General features: G+C 63.9%; 15 protein-coding genes. 5 read left to right on the forward strand and 10 right to left on the reverse strand.

Annotated elements, in window-relative coordinates:
- Nucleotides 1-107 precede the first annotated feature (107 nt).
- Together thiD and lplT are read right to left on the reverse strand one after the other, a co-directional pair.
- On the reverse strand, nt 108-914 hold the full coding sequence (gene thiD, locus M0D68_RS07270) for a bifunctional hydroxymethylpyrimidine kinase/phosphomethylpyrimidine kinase (protein WP_211705601.1): 807 nt from the start codon (nt 912-914) through the stop codon (nt 108-110).
- A 58-nt stretch (nt 915-972) separates the two neighbouring features.
- Entirely contained in the window at nt 973-2280 is a 1308-nt protein-coding gene (gene lplT, locus M0D68_RS07275; RefSeq protein WP_093633350.1) for a lysophospholipid transporter LplT, read from the reverse strand.
- Between the two features lie 218 nt (nt 2281-2498).
- Here lplT and alr point away from each other — a divergent pair, with 218 nt between their 5' ends.
- The 3 genes from alr to M0D68_RS07290 all read left to right on the forward strand — a co-directional run bounded on the left by alr (nt 2499) and on the right by M0D68_RS07290 (nt 5544).
- Nucleotides 2499-3569, forward strand: a complete 1071-nt coding sequence (alr, locus tag M0D68_RS07280) for an alanine racemase (protein ID WP_093633349.1) — start codon at nt 2499-2501, stop codon at nt 3567-3569.
- A 176-nt stretch (nt 3570-3745) separates the two neighbouring features.
- A complete protein-coding gene (gene radA / locus M0D68_RS07285; RefSeq protein WP_054041018.1) occupies nt 3746-5122 on the forward strand; it encodes a DNA repair protein RadA in 1377 nt (458 codons plus the stop codon).
- Between the two features lie 143 nt (nt 5123-5265).
- Complete coding sequence (locus M0D68_RS07290) at nt 5266-5544, forward strand: DUF2866 domain-containing protein (RefSeq protein WP_093633348.1); 279 nt, start codon at nt 5266-5268, stop codon at nt 5542-5544.
- Nucleotides 5545-5567: 23 nt separating this feature from the next.
- Here the strand turns inward: M0D68_RS07290 and M0D68_RS07295 are convergent, their stop codons facing one another.
- Entirely contained in the window at nt 5568-6605 is a 1038-nt protein-coding gene (locus tag M0D68_RS07295; RefSeq protein WP_093633640.1) for a CaiB/BaiF CoA-transferase family protein, read from the reverse strand.
- A 142-nt stretch (nt 6606-6747) separates the two neighbouring features.
- Nucleotides 6748-8682, reverse strand: coding sequence for an ATP-binding cassette domain-containing protein (locus M0D68_RS07300; RefSeq protein ID WP_200652050.1), 1935 nt, complete (start codon nt 8680-8682; stop codon nt 6748-6750).
- Nucleotides 8683-8816: 134 nt separating this feature from the next.
- Between M0D68_RS07300 and M0D68_RS07305 the strand changes: the two genes are divergently transcribed.
- Nucleotides 8817-9296: a glutathione peroxidase gene (locus M0D68_RS07305; protein WP_054041016.1), complete on the forward strand. Its 480-nt coding sequence runs from the start codon at nt 8817-8819 to the stop codon at nt 9294-9296.
- A gap of 23 nt (nt 9297-9319) precedes the next feature.
- Here the strand turns inward: M0D68_RS07305 and cls are convergent, their stop codons facing one another.
- The 6 genes from cls to dapC form a co-directional block, all read right to left on the reverse strand.
- Nucleotides 9320-10759, reverse strand: a complete 1440-nt coding sequence (gene cls, locus M0D68_RS07310) for a cardiolipin synthase (protein ID WP_266211516.1) — start codon at nt 10757-10759, stop codon at nt 9320-9322.
- A 264-nt stretch (nt 10760-11023) separates the two neighbouring features.
- A complete protein-coding gene (gene prmB, locus M0D68_RS07315) occupies nt 11024-11908 on the reverse strand; it encodes a 50S ribosomal protein L3 N(5)-glutamine methyltransferase (RefSeq protein WP_054041015.1) in 885 nt (294 codons plus the stop codon).
- Between the two features lie 16 nt (nt 11909-11924).
- On the reverse strand, nt 11925-13064 hold the full coding sequence (dapE, locus tag M0D68_RS07320; protein ID WP_200617934.1) for a succinyl-diaminopimelate desuccinylase: 1140 nt from the start codon (nt 13062-13064) through the stop codon (nt 11925-11927).
- 190 nt (nt 13065-13254) lie between these two features.
- Complete coding sequence (locus M0D68_RS07325; RefSeq protein WP_093633344.1) at nt 13255-13620, reverse strand: ArsC family reductase; 366 nt, start codon at nt 13618-13620, stop codon at nt 13255-13257.
- Nucleotides 13620-14447, reverse strand: a complete 828-nt coding sequence (gene dapD / locus M0D68_RS07330) for a 2,3,4,5-tetrahydropyridine-2,6-dicarboxylate N-succinyltransferase (protein WP_054041009.1) — start codon at nt 14445-14447, stop codon at nt 13620-13622. Before dapD ends, M0D68_RS07325 begins: the two co-directional genes overlap by 1 nt.
- A gap of 83 nt (nt 14448-14530) precedes the next feature.
- Nucleotides 14531-15748: a succinyldiaminopimelate transaminase gene (gene dapC / locus M0D68_RS07335; RefSeq protein ID WP_200617938.1), complete on the reverse strand. Its 1218-nt coding sequence runs from the start codon at nt 15746-15748 to the stop codon at nt 14531-14533.
- Between the two features lie 379 nt (nt 15749-16127).
- Between dapC and M0D68_RS07340 the strand changes: the two genes are divergently transcribed.
- A complete protein-coding gene (locus M0D68_RS07340; RefSeq protein ID WP_266224093.1) occupies nt 16128-17126 on the forward strand; it encodes a DMT family transporter in 999 nt (332 codons plus the stop codon).
- Nucleotides 17127-17226: the final 100 nt, after the last annotated feature.

Raw genomic sequence — 17226 nt, forward strand, 5'->3', positions numbered from 1 at the left:
CCGACGCGTGGCCGCTGCTTTTCGATCAGACTCGCTGTTGACCCCGGCGTCTGAGTCGAATGGGCCGCATCGCCAGGCATAGCCATGCGCGCCCCTGTCCCAGCCCCTCACCACCACCGATAAAAATGATGCACCGGCCCGACGCCTCTGCCGACATCCAGCCGGTCGCTCGCTTGCAACGCGCCGGTCAGATACAGCTTGGCGTCGGCGACCGCGCTCGCCAGATCAGCGCGCTGCGGAATCAGTGCCGCAATTGCCGACGACAGCGTGCAGCCCGTCCCGTGCGTATTCTTCACCGGCACGCGTGGGCCGCCCAAACGCAGCGTGCCGCTTTCCTGTACGAGCCAGTCGGGACTGTCCGCCGCGCTCAAATGCCCGCCCTTCATCAGCACCGCCCGCGCGCCAAGCGCACGCAACGCTTCACCTTGTTCGACCATCCCGGCTTCGTCGGTGGCAGCTTGCACGCCCAGCAAAGCCGCGGCTTCCGGCAGATTCGGCGTCAGCAGATCAGCGAGCGGCAGTAACTCGTCGCGCACTGCTGCAACCGCATCCGGCAGCAACAGCGCGTGATTGCTCTTCGAAATCATCACCGTGTCGAGCACGACGTGCTTCGGCTTGTGCCGCCGCAGCGCCTCGGCAACCGCACGCGCGATGCCCGCATTCGCCAGCATGCCGATCTTCACGGCATCGATACGGATGTCGTCGAACACCGCATCGAGTTGCGCGGTAATGAAGGCGGGCTCCGGCGCATGAATCGCCGTGACGCCACGCGTGTTCTGCGCGGTGAGCGCGGTGATCACGCTCGCGCCGTAAGCGCCGAGCGCCGAGAAAGCCTTCAGATCGGCCTGAATGCCGGCGCCGCCGCCGGAATCGGAACCGGCGATCGTCAGCACATTGGGAATGGGTTGAGTCATGGCAAAGCGAGGAAAGGGGGAAGGCGCGGGCACTACCAGGAGCAGTACCCGCCGCGGGTCAGTGCTTGACTTCGCCGATCAGCGCGACCGAGTCGAACGCGCGCTGATTCGCCTGGTGGCGGCGCATCACGAACCACATCATCACGCAGACGAAGGTGCCGAATAGCACGATCACCGCCGTAACCGGCACATCGAGCCACACCAGCACGGCGTACAGGCACAGCATCACGAGCACGGAGAGGTTTTCGTTGAAGTTCTGCACGGCGATCGAGTGTCCTGCCGACAGCAGCACGTGGCCGCGATGCTGGAGGAGCGCATTCATCGGTACGACGAAAAAGCCCGACAGCCCGCCGACGATCATCAGGAAGATATACGCGACGATCAGATAGCCTGGCACATGCACGCGGCCGAAATACAGGCCCCAATGCGTGGGGAACAGATCGCGTGTGTAGAACGCCATCAGCATGACGGCAATGCCCATCATGATGCCGACCGGAAGCACCGTCAGCGACTTCTTCAACGGCACGCGCGAGGCCGCGTAAATCGCGCCGACCGCCACGCCGACCGCCACGACCGCTTGCAGAATGGCCGCTTCCGAAAGCGACATGTTCAGCGACACCTCGGCCCACTTCAGCACGATGAATTGCAGCGTCGCGCCGGCGCCCCAAAAAAGCGTGGTGACGGCGAGCGAGATCTGACCGAGTTTGTCACGCCACAGCACGAGAAAGCAGTCGGCGAAATCGGTGACCAGCTTGATCGGGCCGCGTTCCTGTTTCGGATAGCGTGCGCCGGTGTCGGGAATGCGCAGATTGAAGAGCGCCGCGATCACGTAGATGGCCATGATCACCAGCATCGCTGCTTCAGCGGGCGTGTTGACGGTAGGGATGTGGTGCCTGAGGATCGGTGCGGCAATGTGCGGGCTGATGAGCGCGCCGCCGAGCACGGTGCCGAGAATGATCGAGCCGACCGTGGTGCCTTCGATCCAGCCGTTCGCCGCGACCAGCCGGTCAGGCGGCAGCAGTTCGGTCAGAATGCCGTATTTGGCGGGCGAGTAGGCCGCCGCGCCGAAACCCACGATGCCATAGGCGATCAACGGATGCGCGCCGACCAGCATCGTGATGCAGCCAACCACCTTGATGGTATTGGTGACGAACATCACGTGGCCTTTCGGCCGGGAGTCGGCGAAGGCGCCCACGAAGGCGGCCAGAACGACGTACGACAGCACAAAGAACAACTTGAGCAGCGGCGTCATCCAGTTCGGGGCGTGGAGATCTTTCAGCAGTGCGATAGCAGCGATCAGAAGCGCATTGTCGGCCAGCGACGAAAAAAACTGCGCGGCCATGATGGTGTAAAAACCTTTTTTCATCTGATGCGATGCTGTCCTCGCTGCGGTCTGTCCGCCCCGGCCGTGTGCAAAGCGTCCGGGCTTATACCGTTCGAAATGGGTTGTGCGCACGGCTTTATATCATGAAAATAGCTGGATTCGGACTAGCAGAATCCTTGATCGCACCGCCCAGCGGGCTGCCGAGCACTGAAAACGCCCTGTAAGCTCCTGATTCGCAAGCGTCTTTACGAAAATTACCCATGCCGCGCCCCCTCTCAGCCACGATCCACACTGCCGCACTCGCCAATAACCTCGCCGTCGCCCGGCGCTACGCGCCAAAATCCAAGATCTGGGCCGTGGTCAAGGCAAACGCCTATGGGCACGGGCTCGCGCGTGCTTTTCCCGGCTTGCGCGCAACCGACGGCTTTGGTCTTCTCGACCTGGAAGAAGCGGTGAAGTTGCGTGAATTGGGCTGGGCCGGCCCGATTCTGTTGCTCGAAGGCTTCTTTCGTCCGACCGATATCGACGTGATCGACCGTTACAGCCTGACCACGGCGCTGCACTCGGACGAGCAGCTGCGCATGCTCGAAATGGCGCGCCTGTCCAAGCCCGTCAATATCCAGCTGAAGATGAACACCGGCATGAACCGCCTCGGTTACACGGTGGAAAAATTCCGCGCCGCGTGGGAGCGCGCGCGGGCCTGCCAGGGCGTCGGCCAGATCACGTTGATGACCCATTTCTCGGATGCTGACGGCGAGCGTGGCGTTGCCCATCAGATGGAAGCGTTCGAGCGCGGCGCGCAGGGCATTGCCGGCGCGCGCAGCCTGTCGAATTCGGCGGCCACGTTGTGGCATCCCGAAGCCCACTTCGATTGGGTCCGCCCGGGCATCATCATGTACGGCGCGTCGCCCTCCGGCGTGACGGCGGCGATCGCCGGCACCGGCCTGCAACCGGCCATGACGCTCGCCTCCGAACTGATCGCCGTGCAGACGCTCGCCGAAGGCCATACGGTCGGCTATGGTTCGGCGTTCAAGGCGCGCGGGGCGATGCGCATCGGCGTAGTGGCCTGCGGTTACGCGGACGGTTATCCGCGGGTCGCGCCGGAAGGCACACCAGTGATCGTCGACGGCGTGCGGACGCGGATCGTCGGACGGGTGTCGATGGACATGCTGACCGTCGATCTGACGCCGATTCCCACCGCCAACGTCGGCTCACGCGTCGAACTGTGGGGCACGTCTCTGCCGATCGACGACGTCGCGCAGGCGTGCGGCACGATCGGCTACGAGCTGATGTGCGCGGTGGCGCCGCGCGTGCCGGTGCGCGCGGAGTAAGGCGCGGCACTGACTGGCTGGCTGTGTGGGCCGCCGCGTTGGCGGTCTCCATGACGGTGCAAAGACAATCCCAAAGACGGTCGCAGTGAGGTCCCCGGTGAGCTGGAGTTGGAACTGCTCAACGAGGACCCCAGCGAGCGCATCAATCCAAAGAACAGCAACACAGGCAAGGGCGCGTGGCTAAACAGAAGACGTTGTACATCTGCAGTGAATGTGGCGGCCAATCGCCGAAGTGGGCCGGACAGTGCCCGTCATGCAATGCGTGGAACACGCTGGTGGAATCGGTCGCGGAGGCGCCGTCCACGCATCGCTTCCAGTCGCTCGCGAAGAGTGCGCCGGTGCGGCGTCTCGCCGATATCGAAGCGTCCGACGTGCCGCGCTTCTCGACCGGCGTCAGCGAGTTCGATCGTGTGCTGGGCGGCGGTCTCGTGCCGGGTGGCGTAGTGCTGATCGGCGGCGATCCGGGGATCGGCAAATCGACGCTGCTGCTGCAGTCGCTCGCGGAAATTGCCGCGGACAAACGCGCGCTTTATATCAGCGGCGAAGAATCGGCCGCGCAGATTGCGTTGCGTGCGCAACGACTTTCGTTGCTGGAGCCCGGCTCGAAGGCGAGCGAATTGCAACTGCTGGCGGAAATCCAGCTCGAGAAAATTCAGGCGACCATCGCCGAGCAACGGCCGGACGTCGCCGTGATCGACTCGATTCAAACCGTTTACTCCGACGCGCTGACCTCGGCGCCTGGCTCGGTCGCGCAGGTGCGCGAGTGCGCGGCGCAGTTGACGCGCATTGCCAAACAGTCGGGTACCACAATCATCATGGTCGGCCACGTGACGAAGGAAGGTGCGCTCGCCGGGCCGCGCGTGCTCGAGCACATCGTCGATACGGTGCTGTACTTTGAGGGCGACACACATTCGTCGTACCGCCTCGTGCGGGCGATCAAGAACCGCTTCGGCGCGGTCAACGAACTCGGCGTGTTCGCGATGACCGAGCGCGGTCTGCGCGGTGTCGCCAATCCGTCGGCTTTGTTTCTGTCGCAGCACGAGCAATCCGTGCCGGGCTCGTGCGTGCTGGTGACGCAGGAAGGCACGCGGCCGCTGCTGGTCGAAGTGCAGGCGCTGGTCGATGCGGCCAACGCGCCGAACCCGCGGCGCCTTGCCGTAGGGCTGGAACAGAACCGCCTGGCGATGCTGCTGGCGGTGCTGCACCGGCACGCCGGCATTGCCTGTTTCGATCAGGACGTGTTCCTGAACGCGGTGGGCGGCGTAAAGATCACTGAGCCCGCCGCCGACCTCGCCGTGCTGCTCGCGATCCATTCTTCGATGCGCAACAAGCCACTGCCCAAGGGGCTCGTCGTATTCGGCGAAGTGGGCCTCGCCGGCGAAATCCGGCCGTCGCCACGCGGTCAGGATCGTCTTAAGGAAGCCGCCAAACTGGGCTTTTCGGTGGCGGTCATTCCAAAGGCCAATGCACCGAAACAGCCGATTGAAGGCTTACAAGTTGTTGCGGTGGAACGGATCGAACAGGCCATCGATCGGGTCCGCACGCTTGACTAGACGGGGTTCCGGCGCCTGCGGGCGCCTGTCCGTCCGTAATGGCCAGTAAATATCTCCATATTGGCTGTAACCTACCCGACATTCCTTTTTCCTAAGCTGGCAGGGTATTGCATCCCTTCTGATGCCCGAAAAAGGATCGCGCCTTGAAACAGTCATACGAAACCGTGGCCGAGCGGCCCATGCAGGTGCGCGGCTGCCGCGTCTCCGAGCCGATTCGCCAGCCTTGGGGTGGTGCCTGCCGGATTGTCGAGTGGATCGACACGACCGGGCAGATTTCGCGCCGGGTGGTGGCCGAAGATGTTACTGCCGCCGAAGTCCGCGCGACGATCAACCGTCACGTGGAAGGCCGCAAGCATGTCCTGTACGACGACGAAAAAACGCCGCGCCAGGTTTTGCCGCGGCAAACGGTGGTGCGGCGCTAAGGTTTTGCACTGCGAGGTAGTGCTTAACCGTTCTGGCCTTCGTTCATCGCCGCGTACGCCTCGCGGTTGAACAGTGGGTGCTGCGCGGCTTCCGCTGGCGTCAGTACCGGCGAGACGCAGCAGTCCAGCGATTCCAGCAACAATACCCATTCTTCCAGCGGCCGTTTGATGATCAGGTCGGCCAGTTCTTGCGTCAGCGCAGCGGCGTCCGGGCCGCCGATCGCCTGGCCGAGGCTCCAGTGCCGCGTCGCCCATTCGGGCCGATCAAGCGCCATGCACAGCGTTTCCCAGAACTTCAGTTCGAGCGCGCCGACCGCGAGCCAGCGGTTGTCTAGCGTCCGGTACAGGTTGTAGCAGGGCACGCCGCCGTTCAGCAGACTGGCGCCTGCCGCGGGCGCGGCGCCCTCATTAGCGAGCGCCACTTGCGCGACGACGTTGTGCGCATAGGTGGCGTGCGTCATCGATACGTCGACGAAGCGGCCTTCGCCGCCACGCGACACGTGCCATAGCGCGGCGAGAATCTGCGTCACCGCGCTCAACGCGCCACCGAGCAGGTCGGCGATCTGGAAATTCGGCAGGATCGGCGTGCCGTCGCGGCCCGCCAACTGATCGAGCACGCCCGCGTAGCCGATGTAGTTGAGATCGTGACCGGCATGGTCGACAAACGGACCGCTGGCGCCGTAACCGCTGATCGCGCAGTACACCAGCCTCGGATTGAGCGCGCGCAGGGTTTCGTAGCCGACGCCGAGGCGCTCCATGACGCCGGGACGGAAACTTTCGATCAACACGTCTGATTCGGCCGCCAGCGCGCGCAATACATTACGTCCTGCATCCGATTTGAGATCGAGGCGCGTTTCGCGCTTGCCACGATTTACCAGCCGGTAAAACGCGCCGGGGCGGCCCGCTACGCGGTCGCCGGACGACTGCATCATCGTGCGGGTGGGGTCGCCGGCGCCTGGCGCTTCGATCTTGAGCACTTCTGCGCCGAGTTCTGCGAGCCGCAAGGCGGCGACCGGACCCGGCAGCAGGCGCGTCAGGTCCAGCACACGCAGGCCTTGCAGCGGTGCAGGCGCCGCTGCGGACGACGGCGCAACCGATGGCGCGGCTGAAGCATCAGACGACTCAGACGAGGACGCAGACGAGATCACGGGTGACAAGGGCTACCTCCGATCGATGCCGGCGCGGACCGCGAACAGCCTGCCGCTAGCCGATTTGTTCGAGTTCCTCGTGAGTCTCGAGCCATTCGGCTTCGAGCGTTTCGAGGCGCGCGTTCACATCTGCCTGACGGCGGATCGCTTCCGTCAGTTTGCTCTTCTGCTCGGGCTCGTAACTGGCCGGATCGACGACGAATGCATCGAGCTTCGCCTTCTCCGCGTTGAGCGCGTCCATTTCCGTTTCGATCTTGGTGATGCGGCTTTGCAGCGGTTTTTTCAGGTGCGCGAGCTTTTGACGCGTTTCCGCTTCGAGACGGCGTTGCTCCTTGCGATTGACGCCGCTGTCCGCGCTATCCGCACCGTCTGATGCCGTGCCCGCCTTGAGCGCTGCGCGCTGGTCGGCGGCATGTTGCAGCAGCCAGTCGCGGTAGTCGTCGAGATCGCCGTCGAACTCCTGCAGACGATGCTTGGCCACCAGCATGAACACATCGGTGGTGGCGCGCAGCAGATGCCGGTCGTGCGACACCAGAATCAGCGTGCCCTCGAATTGCGCGAGCGCCATGGTCAGCGCGTGACGCGTTTCGAGATCCAGGTGGTTGGTCGGCTCGTCGAGCAGCAACAGATTCGGCTTTTGCCAGATAATCAACGCAAGCGCCAAACGGGCCTTTTCCCCGCCCGAGAAGGGCGCGATTTTCGCGGTCGCCATCTCGCCGGAAAAGTTGAAGCTGCCAAGGAAGTCGCGCAATTCCTGTTCGCGCGTATCCGGTGCGAGACGCGCCAGATGCTGCAGCGGCGTGTCGTCCGGACGCAGCGTTTCGAGCTGATGCTGCGCGAAGTAGCCGATGCGCAGGCCTTTGCCTTCGCGCACATGGCCGCCGAGCGCTTCGAGCGTGCCGGCGAGCGTTTTGATCAGCGTCGATTTGCCCTGGCCGTTCGCGCCGAGCAGGCCGATGCGCTGACCGTTCTGGATCGACAGCATCACATGGTCGACGATGGGAATTTCGCCGTCTTCACCGCGATAGCCGCAGCGCACGTCTTCCATCACCATCATCGGATTCGGTGCGGAATCGGGCGTGCGGAATTCGAACGTGAAGGGCGAGGACGCATGCGCCGGCGCGATCATCTCCATCTTTTCGAGCGCCTTCACGCGGCTTTGCGCCTGGCGTGCCTTGGTGGCCTGCGCCTTGAAACGGTTGATGTAACTCTGCAGATGTTCGACCGTGCGCTGCTGCTTCTCATACGCGCTTTGCTGCAAGGCGATCTGCTGCGCGCGCAGGATTTCGAACTGCGAGTAGTTGCCGCCGTAACGCTTGATCTGCTGATGCTCCAGATGCAGCGTGACGTTGCAGACCGAATCGAGAAATTCGCGGTCGTGCGAGATCACGATCAGCGTGCCGGGATAACGGTGCAGCCAGTCTTCGAGCCAGACGATCGCGTCGAGATCCAGGTGATTGGTCGGTTCGTCGAGCAGCAGCAGGTCGGAGCGGCACATCAGTGCCTGCGCCAGATTCAGCCGCATGCGCCAGCCGCCAGAAAAGCTGCTAACCGGCTCGCGCGTTTGTTCGAGCGTGAAGCCGAGGCCGAGCAGCAAGGCTTCGGCGCGGGCGGGCGCGGTGTAGCCGTCGGCATCGGCGAAGGCGGCGTGCGCTTCGCCTTCCGCTGCGCCGTCATGCGCCGCCGAGGCTTCGGCGATGCACGCTTCGATCGCGCGCAGGGCGGCGTCGCCGTCGAGCGTGTAGGCGAGGGCGGTTTTGTCCGCTGCGGGCGTTTCCTGCGCGACGTGAGCGATCTGCCAGTTCGGCGGGATCGAGAAATCACCGGCGTCGGCGTGCAGTTCGCCGAGCAGAACGGCAAACAGCGTCGACTTGCCCGCGCCGTTCGCCCCCACCAGGCCGGCCTTCTCGCCGGGATTGAGGGTGAACGTGGTGTTTTCAAAGAGCGGCTTGGTGCCGCGCGCGAGGCTGAACTGGTTAAAGCGGATCACGAAGAGGCCGACTGAAGAAAAACGCTATTTTAGACTGCTGGGGCTGACACCGGGCGCCCGGCCAGGATCGGCCATTCGGCCGACTGTACCGGCGCGGCTTTTGGCATAGACTGACGGCTTTCACGGGGGAGCATATGACATCGATTTATTCGTTTTCCGCACGTACGCTTGGCGGCGAGGAAGTGAGCCTCGAGCGCTATCAGGGCAAGGTCTTGCTGATCGTCAATACGGCAAGCGAATGCGGGTTCACGCCGCAGTACGCGGGTCTGCAGAAGGTTTATGACACGTACGCGGCGCGCGGCCTCGCGGTGCTCGGTTTTCCGTGCAACCAGTTCGGTAAGCAGGAACCGGGTGACGCTACGCAGATCGGCAGTTTCTGCGAAAAGAATTACGGCGTGACCTTTCCGATGTTCGACAAGATCGATGTGAACGGCGCCAATGCGCATCCGCTGTTTCGCTATCTGACGGGCGAGGCGCCGGGCTTGCTGGGGCTCGAAGCGATCAAATGGAACTTCACCAAGTTCCTGATCGGCCGCGACGGCAACGTGGTGAAGCGCTATGCGCCGCTGACCAAGCCCGAGGCGATTGTCGAGGATATCGAAAAGCAGTTGTAAGGCACGGCGCGGTGGCAGGGACGCTACAGGATCGGTGAGAACAACCGCGCCACGTGCATCAACACGCGCCGCAGCGCGCTCGCGTTGCGGTACTCGGTGCGGTCGATTTCGAGTGACTCCGCGAAGTCTTTGAGCAGCATCGCTTCGACATCCTTGGCGAAGCCGCGGTCCACGGTCAGCACCATGATCTCGAAGTTCAAGCGGAACGAGCGGTTGTCGAGATTGGCGCTGCCGATGGCCGCCGCCGCGCTGTCGATCAGCACGACCTTCTGGTGCAGGAAGCCTGGCTGGTAGCGGAAAATGCGGATGCCCGCGCGCAGCGAGTCGTACGCATACAGTTTCGAGGCGGCGAACACCACGCGGTGATCGCGGCGGCACGGAATCAGAATGCGCACATCCACGCCGCGTAGCACGGCCAGTCGCAACGCTGAGAATACGGCTTCGTCGGGGATCAGATAAGGCGTGGTGATCCAGATCCGCTCGCGTGCCGCATTGATCGCTTCGACGAAGAAGAGCGAGCAGGTTTCCTGTTTGTCGGCCGGACCGCTCGGCACGACGAGGCAGTGCATGCCCTCGTCGGAGGGCTGGAAAGCCGGCATGGCGAACTCGGGCAACTGCTGGGTCGCCCAGTGCCAGTCCTCGGTGAACACGAACTGGATGCTGGCGACGGCCGGGCCGCGCACTTCGATATGCGTATCGCGCCATGGCGACAGGGGCGGTTTGCTGCCGAGATATTCGACCCCCACGTTGTGTCCGCCGACGAACGCGCGCTCACCGTCCACCGAGACGATCTTGCGGTGATTGCGGAAATTCAGCTGCAAGCGGTTCACGAAGCGGCGATTGGTGGCGAACGGGTGCGTCTCCACGCCGGCCGCGCGCAGCGCCGCCACGTAGCGGTGGGGCAGATCGAAACTGCCGATGCTGTCGTACAGGAAATAGACGCGCACGCCTTGCTGCGCTTTCGCGATCAATGCGTCCTTAAGCATCTCGCCGAGCGCGTCGTCACGCACGATAAAGAACTGCACGATCACGTAATTGCGTGCGCCTTCGATCGCTTCGAAGATCGCCTCGAAAGTGGCGGCGCCGTTGACCAGCGTGCGCACGGAATTGCCCGGCAGGAACGGCATGCCACCGAGGCGCGTGAGCGAATGCACGAGTCTCGCGCCAAGTTCCTGGGTAGGCAGCCCGGCCGACGAGGCCAGCGTGTCCCATGCCTGAGGATGGGCGCGCGTGCGCAGCAATTCGTTTTCGATGCGGCGGGCGTCCGCGTAACCCTGGAATTTGCTGCGGCCGAGGAACAGATACGGGACGAGCGTGAGATACGGCATGGCGACCAGTGACACGGCCCATGCGATCGCGCCTTGCGATGTGCGGGTGTTCAGAATCGCGTGGCACGCCGCCACCACGCCGAGAATATGGGCGAGGGCGACCAGCGTGCCGATGTGAAGCAGGTCGAATTCCATAGGCGGACGAAGGGTTGGCAGGGCGCTACCGCTGCTGCCTGATGGCGCAGCGTGCAGCTGACCGCGCCCATCTTACCGAACGTGCGTGAGTTGGGGTGGTGTGATGGTTCAGCGTCTTCGGGGATTCCGCGAATGCGGGGTGAGCGGGGGAGAGGTGGGCGGTGCTGGCCTGTGCGGCCAGGCGCTGCGACATGCGCGGCAGGCAATGAACGTCTGCCGCGCGTGTCGTGCGATAAAGCGGTCCGGCGGTCCGGCGATAAAACGTTACACCGGCAGGTCCGCGGCCTGAATCAGGAACACGTTGTCGTCGCCGGCACTCGTCGACAGCCAGACCAGATCGAGGCCGCCGAAGGCCGCTTCGACGTTCGCGCGCTCGTTGCCGATCTCGACCACCAGCACGCCATCTTCGGTTAGCCAGTTGCGCGCTTCGGCGATGATCCGGCGCACGATGTCCATACCGTCCGCGCCGCCTGCCAAAGCCATGTCCGGCTCGTGCTTGTACTCGGCGGGCAGTTCCTGCATGGAAGTGGCGTTCACATACGGCGGATTGCTGATGATCACGTCGTAGCGGCGCTCGGCGAGCGGCGCGTACAGATCGCCTTCGAAGAGGGCGATGCGGTCGTCGAGATGGTAGTCCGCGACGTTGCGCGTGGCCACTTCGAGAGCGGGCGCGGAGAGATCGACGGCGTCGATATCCGCGTTCGGGAAGGCGTGCGCCGCGAGAATCGCAAGGCAGCCGGAGCCGGTGCACAGTTCAAGCACGGCGCCGACCTGTTCAGGATCTTCGACATACGGCTGCAGACCGTCCTGCAGCAACTCGCCGATGAACGAGCGCGGCACGATCACGCGTTCGTCCACGTGGAAGCGAAAGCCGTGCATCCACGCTTCCTGCGTGATGTATGCGGCCGGCACGCGTTGGCCGGCGCGGCGCTCGATTACGTTCAGCACGGCGTCGACTTCGGCCGGGGAGAGACGCGCGTCGAGGAACGGCTCCAGCAGATCGAGCGGCAGATGCAGTGTGTGCAGGATCAGATAGGCGGCTTCGTCGTAGGCGTTGGCCGAGCCGTGGCCGAACGACAACTCGGCCTGGTTAAAGCGCGACACCGCGAAACGCAGCAGGTCGCGGACAGTGGAAAACGGGAGCGTCATCGCAGAAATTCCTTGGTCAGGCGATCAGTTGTTCGAGCACGCGGCGATACACGTTCTTCAGCGGCTCGATGTGTGCGACTTCGATGTGTTCGTCGATCTTATGGATGCTGGCGTTCAGCGGGCCGAATTCGATCACCTGCTCGCAGATGCGGGCGATGAAGCGGCCATCCGAGGTGCCGCCGGTGGTCGACAGTTCGGTCGTGACGCCGGTTTCGTCCTTGATCGCTTTAGCCAGCGCGTTCGACAGGTCGCCGCGCGGCGTGAGGAACGGCAGGCCGCTCACGGTCCATTGCAGGTCGTATTCGAGATTGTGTTTGTCGAGGATCGCATGGACGCGAGCCTGCAAGCTTTCCACTGTGCTCGCCGTCGAGAAGCGGAAGTTGAACATCACGTCCGCATGGCCCGGAATGACGTTGGTCGCGCCGGTGCCGCTATGGATGTTCGACACCTGCCAGGTGGTGGGCGGGAAGTACTCGTTGCCGTCGTCCCAGCGTTCGGCGACCAGCTCGGCCAACGCGGGCGCGAGCAGATGCACCGGATTTTTCGCCAGATGCGGATAGGCGATATGGCCTTGCACGCCCTTGACGATGAGCTTGCCCGACATGGAACCACGCCGGCCGTTCTTCACCATGTCGCCGAACTGCGCGCTCGAGGTCGGTTCGCCGACGATGCAGTAGTCCATGCGCTCGCCGCGTGCCTGCAGCGCCTCGACGACCTTGACGGTGCCGTCGGTGGCGGGGCCTTCTTCGTCGCTCGTAATCAGGAAGGCGATCGAGCCACGATGCGCCGGGTGCGCCGCGACGAACTCCTCGCTTGCCACCACGAAGCCGGCGATCGACGACTTCATGTCCGCCGCGCCGCGGCCATAGAGCTTGCCGTCACGATGGGTCGGCTCGAAGGGTGCCGAGTGCCATTGTTCGAGCGGGCCGGTCGGCACGACGTCCGTGTGGCCGGCGAATGCGAGCAGCTTGCCGCGCGTGCCGTCGACGCCGCGTTTGACGGCCCATAGGTTGGTCACGCCGTTCGATTCGATCGTCTCGTGCTCGAAGCCGAGCGCGGACAGGCGCTCGATCAGGAGGCGCTGGCAATGCTGGTCGTCGGGCGTGACAGACGCGCGCGCGATCAGTTGTTCGGTAAGGGCGAGGGTGCCGGACATGGATTCAGTACAAGCCACTTTGAAATGAAAAAATGCCGGCTGGCGGTGGGACACCGCAGCCGGCAACAGCTTTTAAGCAACACGGCGAGGCCGCGTTTTACTACTCGTTGCACTCGATCGAGGCGCTGAGCCTGGCGTTCAGTCCCGCGCGTCGAGTCACGCAAGCGGGACTGCGCGCTAACAATCAGCGTCAGGCAAACAGCGCCGTGTATTCGTCCGCGGAAAAGCCGAGCGACTTGACCTTTCCGTTGACCACCAGCACCGGCCGCTTGATCACCGACGGCTTGTGAATCATCAACGCGATCGCGCCCGGCTGCGTTTCCGCCGCCGCCTTCATGTCGTCAGACAGGCCACGCCAGGTCGTGCCGCGACGGTTCAGCAATGCGTCGAGCTTGACGTCCTTCAGCCAGTCCTGAACCAGCGGCTCAGTCACGCCGTGCTTCTTGAAGTCGTGGAACTCGAACTCGACGCCGTGCTCTTCGAGCCACACACGGGCCTTCTTCACGGTGTCGCAGTTCGGGATGCCGTAGACGACGGTCTTGGTGCCGCGTGCCATCAGTCGCCTCGCAGCAGCTCGTTCAGGCCGACCTTCGCGCGCGTCTTGGCGTCGACCTTCTTGACGATCACGGCGCAGTAGAGGCTATGCGAGCCGTCCTTCGACGGCAGGTTGCCCGCCACCACCACCGAACCCGCCGGAATGCGGCCATACGTGACTTCGCCGGTTTCGCGGTCGTAAATCTTGGTGCTTTGACCGAGGTACACGCCCATCGAAATCACCGAGTTTTCTTCAACGATCACGCCTTCCACCACTTCCGAACGCGCGCCGATGAAGCAGTTGTCTTCGATGATGACCGGGTTCGCCTGCAGCGGCTCCAGCACACCGCCGATGCCCACGCCACCCGACAGGTGGACGTTCTTGCCGATCTGCGCGCACGAACCGACAGTCGCCCACGTGTCCACCATCGTGCCTTCATCGACATAAGCGCCGATGTTGGTGTACGACGGCATCAGCACGACGTTCTTCGCGATGAACGAGCCGCGGCGCGCGATGGCGGGCGGCACCACGCGGAAGCCGCCGGCGGCGAAGTCTTCAGCGGTGTAGTTGGCGAACTTCGACGGCACCTTGTCGTAGAACTGTGAGTAGCCGCCAGCCGGCTGCACCACGTTGTCTTCCAGGCGGAACGACAGCAGCACGGCTTTCTTCAGCCATTGATTGACGACCCAGTCGCCGTCCTTCTTCTCGGCCACGCGCAGCGCGCCCTTGTCCAATTGCTCGATGGCGTGGGCGACGGCTTCGCGCACCTCGGCCGGCGCGGCCTTCGGCGACAGGTCGGCGCGGTTTTCCCAGGCGGTATCAATGATCTGCTGAAGTTGTTGCGACATATGCGTGCTTTTCTGAAGAGTTGAAGTCTGAAGAAGGGAGTGCGGTGCGCGGGGTTGCCGAATATGAAAATTCGCGAAAAACCTCAACCCGCGAGCGCGCGGCAAAAATCGACGATCCGTTGTGCGCCCTGCGTGCATTCGTCGACATCGGCGACGAGCGCCATGCGCACGAAATTGCGGCCGGGGTTCACGCCATGCGCAGTGCGCGCGAGGAACGAGCCCGGCAGAACCGTCACATTATAGTCGGCGTAGAGGCGCTGGGCGAACTCGGTGTCCGTGAGGCCCGTGCGCGAGACGTCCGCCCACAGGTAGAACGCGGCGTCCGGCAGGCGTACGTCGAGCACCTCCGCGAGCATCGGCGTCACGGTGGAAAACTTCTGCACGTACTTCGCGCGGTTCTCGCGCACGTGCGTTTCGTCATTCCAGGCCGCGATGCTGGCACTCTGGAACACCGTCGACAAGGCCGTGCCGTGGTATGTCCGGTATAGCAGGAAGTCTTTCAGGATCGCCGCGTCGCCCGCCACGAAGCCCGAGCGCATGCCTGGCACATTCGAGCGTTTGGACAGGCTCGACAGCATCACAAGGCGCTCGAAGCCGCGGCCAAGCTTGTGGGCCGCTTCCAGACCGCCGAGCGGCGGATTGGCTTCGTCGAAGTAGATTTCCGAGTAGCACTCGTCCGAGGCGATCACGAAGCCGTAACGGTCCGACAGGGCAAACAGCTCGCGCCAGTCGTCGAGCGTGAGCACGGCGCCCGTGGGATTGCCCGGCGAGCACACGTACAGCAGCTGCGTGCGCGCCCAGATGTCGGCTGGCACGGCTGAATAGTCGCAGGCGAAGTTGCGCGCCGGGTCGCTATTCACGAAGTACGGCTGAGCGCCGGCCAGAAGCGCCGCGCCTTCATAGATTTGGTAGAACGGGTTCGGACAGAGTACGATCGCAGGCTCGCCGTTCGCGTTGAGCTTGGGGTCGATAACCGTTTGTGCGAGCGCAAAAAGCGCCTCGCGCGAGCCCGCCACCGGCAGCACCTGGGTGGCCGGATCGACCGGCGGCAGGTTGTAGCGCTGGGTCGCCCATTTCGCGATCGATTCGCGCAGTGCAGGCGAACCGATGGTGGCCGGATACGCCGCCAGGCCGCCGAGCGAGGCGATCACCGCGTCGCGAATCAGCGCGGGCGTGGGATGTTTCGGTTCGCCGATGCCGAAGCTGATGTGCGCGAGGCCGGCCGGCGGCGTGACGTCCTTGAAAAGCGCACGCAGCTTTTCGAACGGATAGGGCTGAAGGGAGTCGAGTAGCGGGTTCACTGGGCGGATCGAGCCTGATCGAAGATGGGCGCAGAGGAATGCTGGCACGCATGCTGACCGTAAAACGCATGAAACACGCGAAAAGGGCGGCAGCGGCGGCGAGCGAATGATTATAGCGTGGCGGCGCGTACGGGAAATTCGTGGTGGCGTCCCGCGTGTAAGACGCGGCGCAACCCGCCAGGCGGCGCAGACAATGCGACGCAGCGGGAACGACGCGAACCGCAGACGGTTCGCGCAAAAAAGAAGCAGGAGCAGCAATGTTTGTAGCAGCAATGGAGACATCCGCACGATTCGGACGAAGCGGGCGCAAGAACGCCGCCGTCTGTAAAGTCAGCAACATCGCCTGCAGGAGCAGCAACCGCCGCGGGGGCCTTGCATCATGAGCAACTGGCTTCGCACAGGCTGGCCCACGCTCGCGATCATGCTGGGCGCCTCGGTATGGGGGATGATCTGGTACCCGCTGCGCATGCTGAATGCGCTTGGCGTGACCGGCACGGCGGCAAGCGCACTGACGAGCGCCGCCGGTTGTCTGTTCGTTCTGCTGGTGCGCCATCGTGCGCTCAAGACAGTGCGCTGGCACTGGCTGCTACCGGCCCTTGCGCTGGCAGCCGGCGTAACCAATCTCGGTTTCGTGTGGGGCTCGATCCACGGCGAGGTGATGCGCGTCCTGCTGCTGTTCTATCTCACCCCCGCCTGGACCGCGCTCTTTGCGCACTTCATCCTGCACGAACGGCTGACCTGGTCGGGCGCAGGCCTTGCCGCGCTGTCGCTGGCCGGCGCGATGACCATGCTGTGGTCGCCGCAACTGGGGCTCCCGGTGCCCGGCAACCTGGCCGAATGGGCGGGACTCGCGGGCGGCATGGGTTTCGCGATGAGCAACGTCCTGATCCTCAAGACGAGCCGCGTGCTGCCTGAGATGAAGCCCGAAATGCGCACCGCGACGATCTTCGGCGGCGCGGCGATTTTCAGCGCCTGTGCGTCGCTGTTCGAGGCGATGCCGGCACCGCCAACCGGCGCGCATCTCGGCACGGCCGCGTTACTAGTGCTCGGCCTCGGTTTTCTGCTGGCGTCGAACAATATGCTCGTGCAGTACGGACTCGCGCGCGTGCCGGCCAACCGGGCCTCGATCATCATGCTGTTCGAGATCGTGGTGACGGCTTTGTCCGCATGGCTGTTCGCCGGCGAGTCGCCGGGCCCGCGCGAATGGGCAGGCGGCGCGTGCATCGTGCTGGCGTCGGCATTGTCCAGTTGGGTGCACCGGACCAAGGCTTTACCGCCCGATCCGGCCAATCAGGATGCGGGTCTTGATGTTGACCGAGACGTCGACCTCGGTGCGGACCGTAAGGACGCTAAGAACCGCTCCCGCGCGATGGTATGATTGCCCCTCATTAGCCGGCGCATGCTTCATCGCGTGCAGTTGGCGCCCGTGTCGCGGGGGTTCGCGGGCCGTTTCGCTGCATCGGCGAACGGCTGGCGCG

This window comes from Paraburkholderia sp. SEWSISQ10-3 4, assembly GCF_030464785.1.
In the GTDB taxonomy this organism is placed as follows: domain Bacteria; phylum Pseudomonadota; class Gammaproteobacteria; order Burkholderiales; family Burkholderiaceae; genus Paraburkholderia; species Paraburkholderia aspalathi.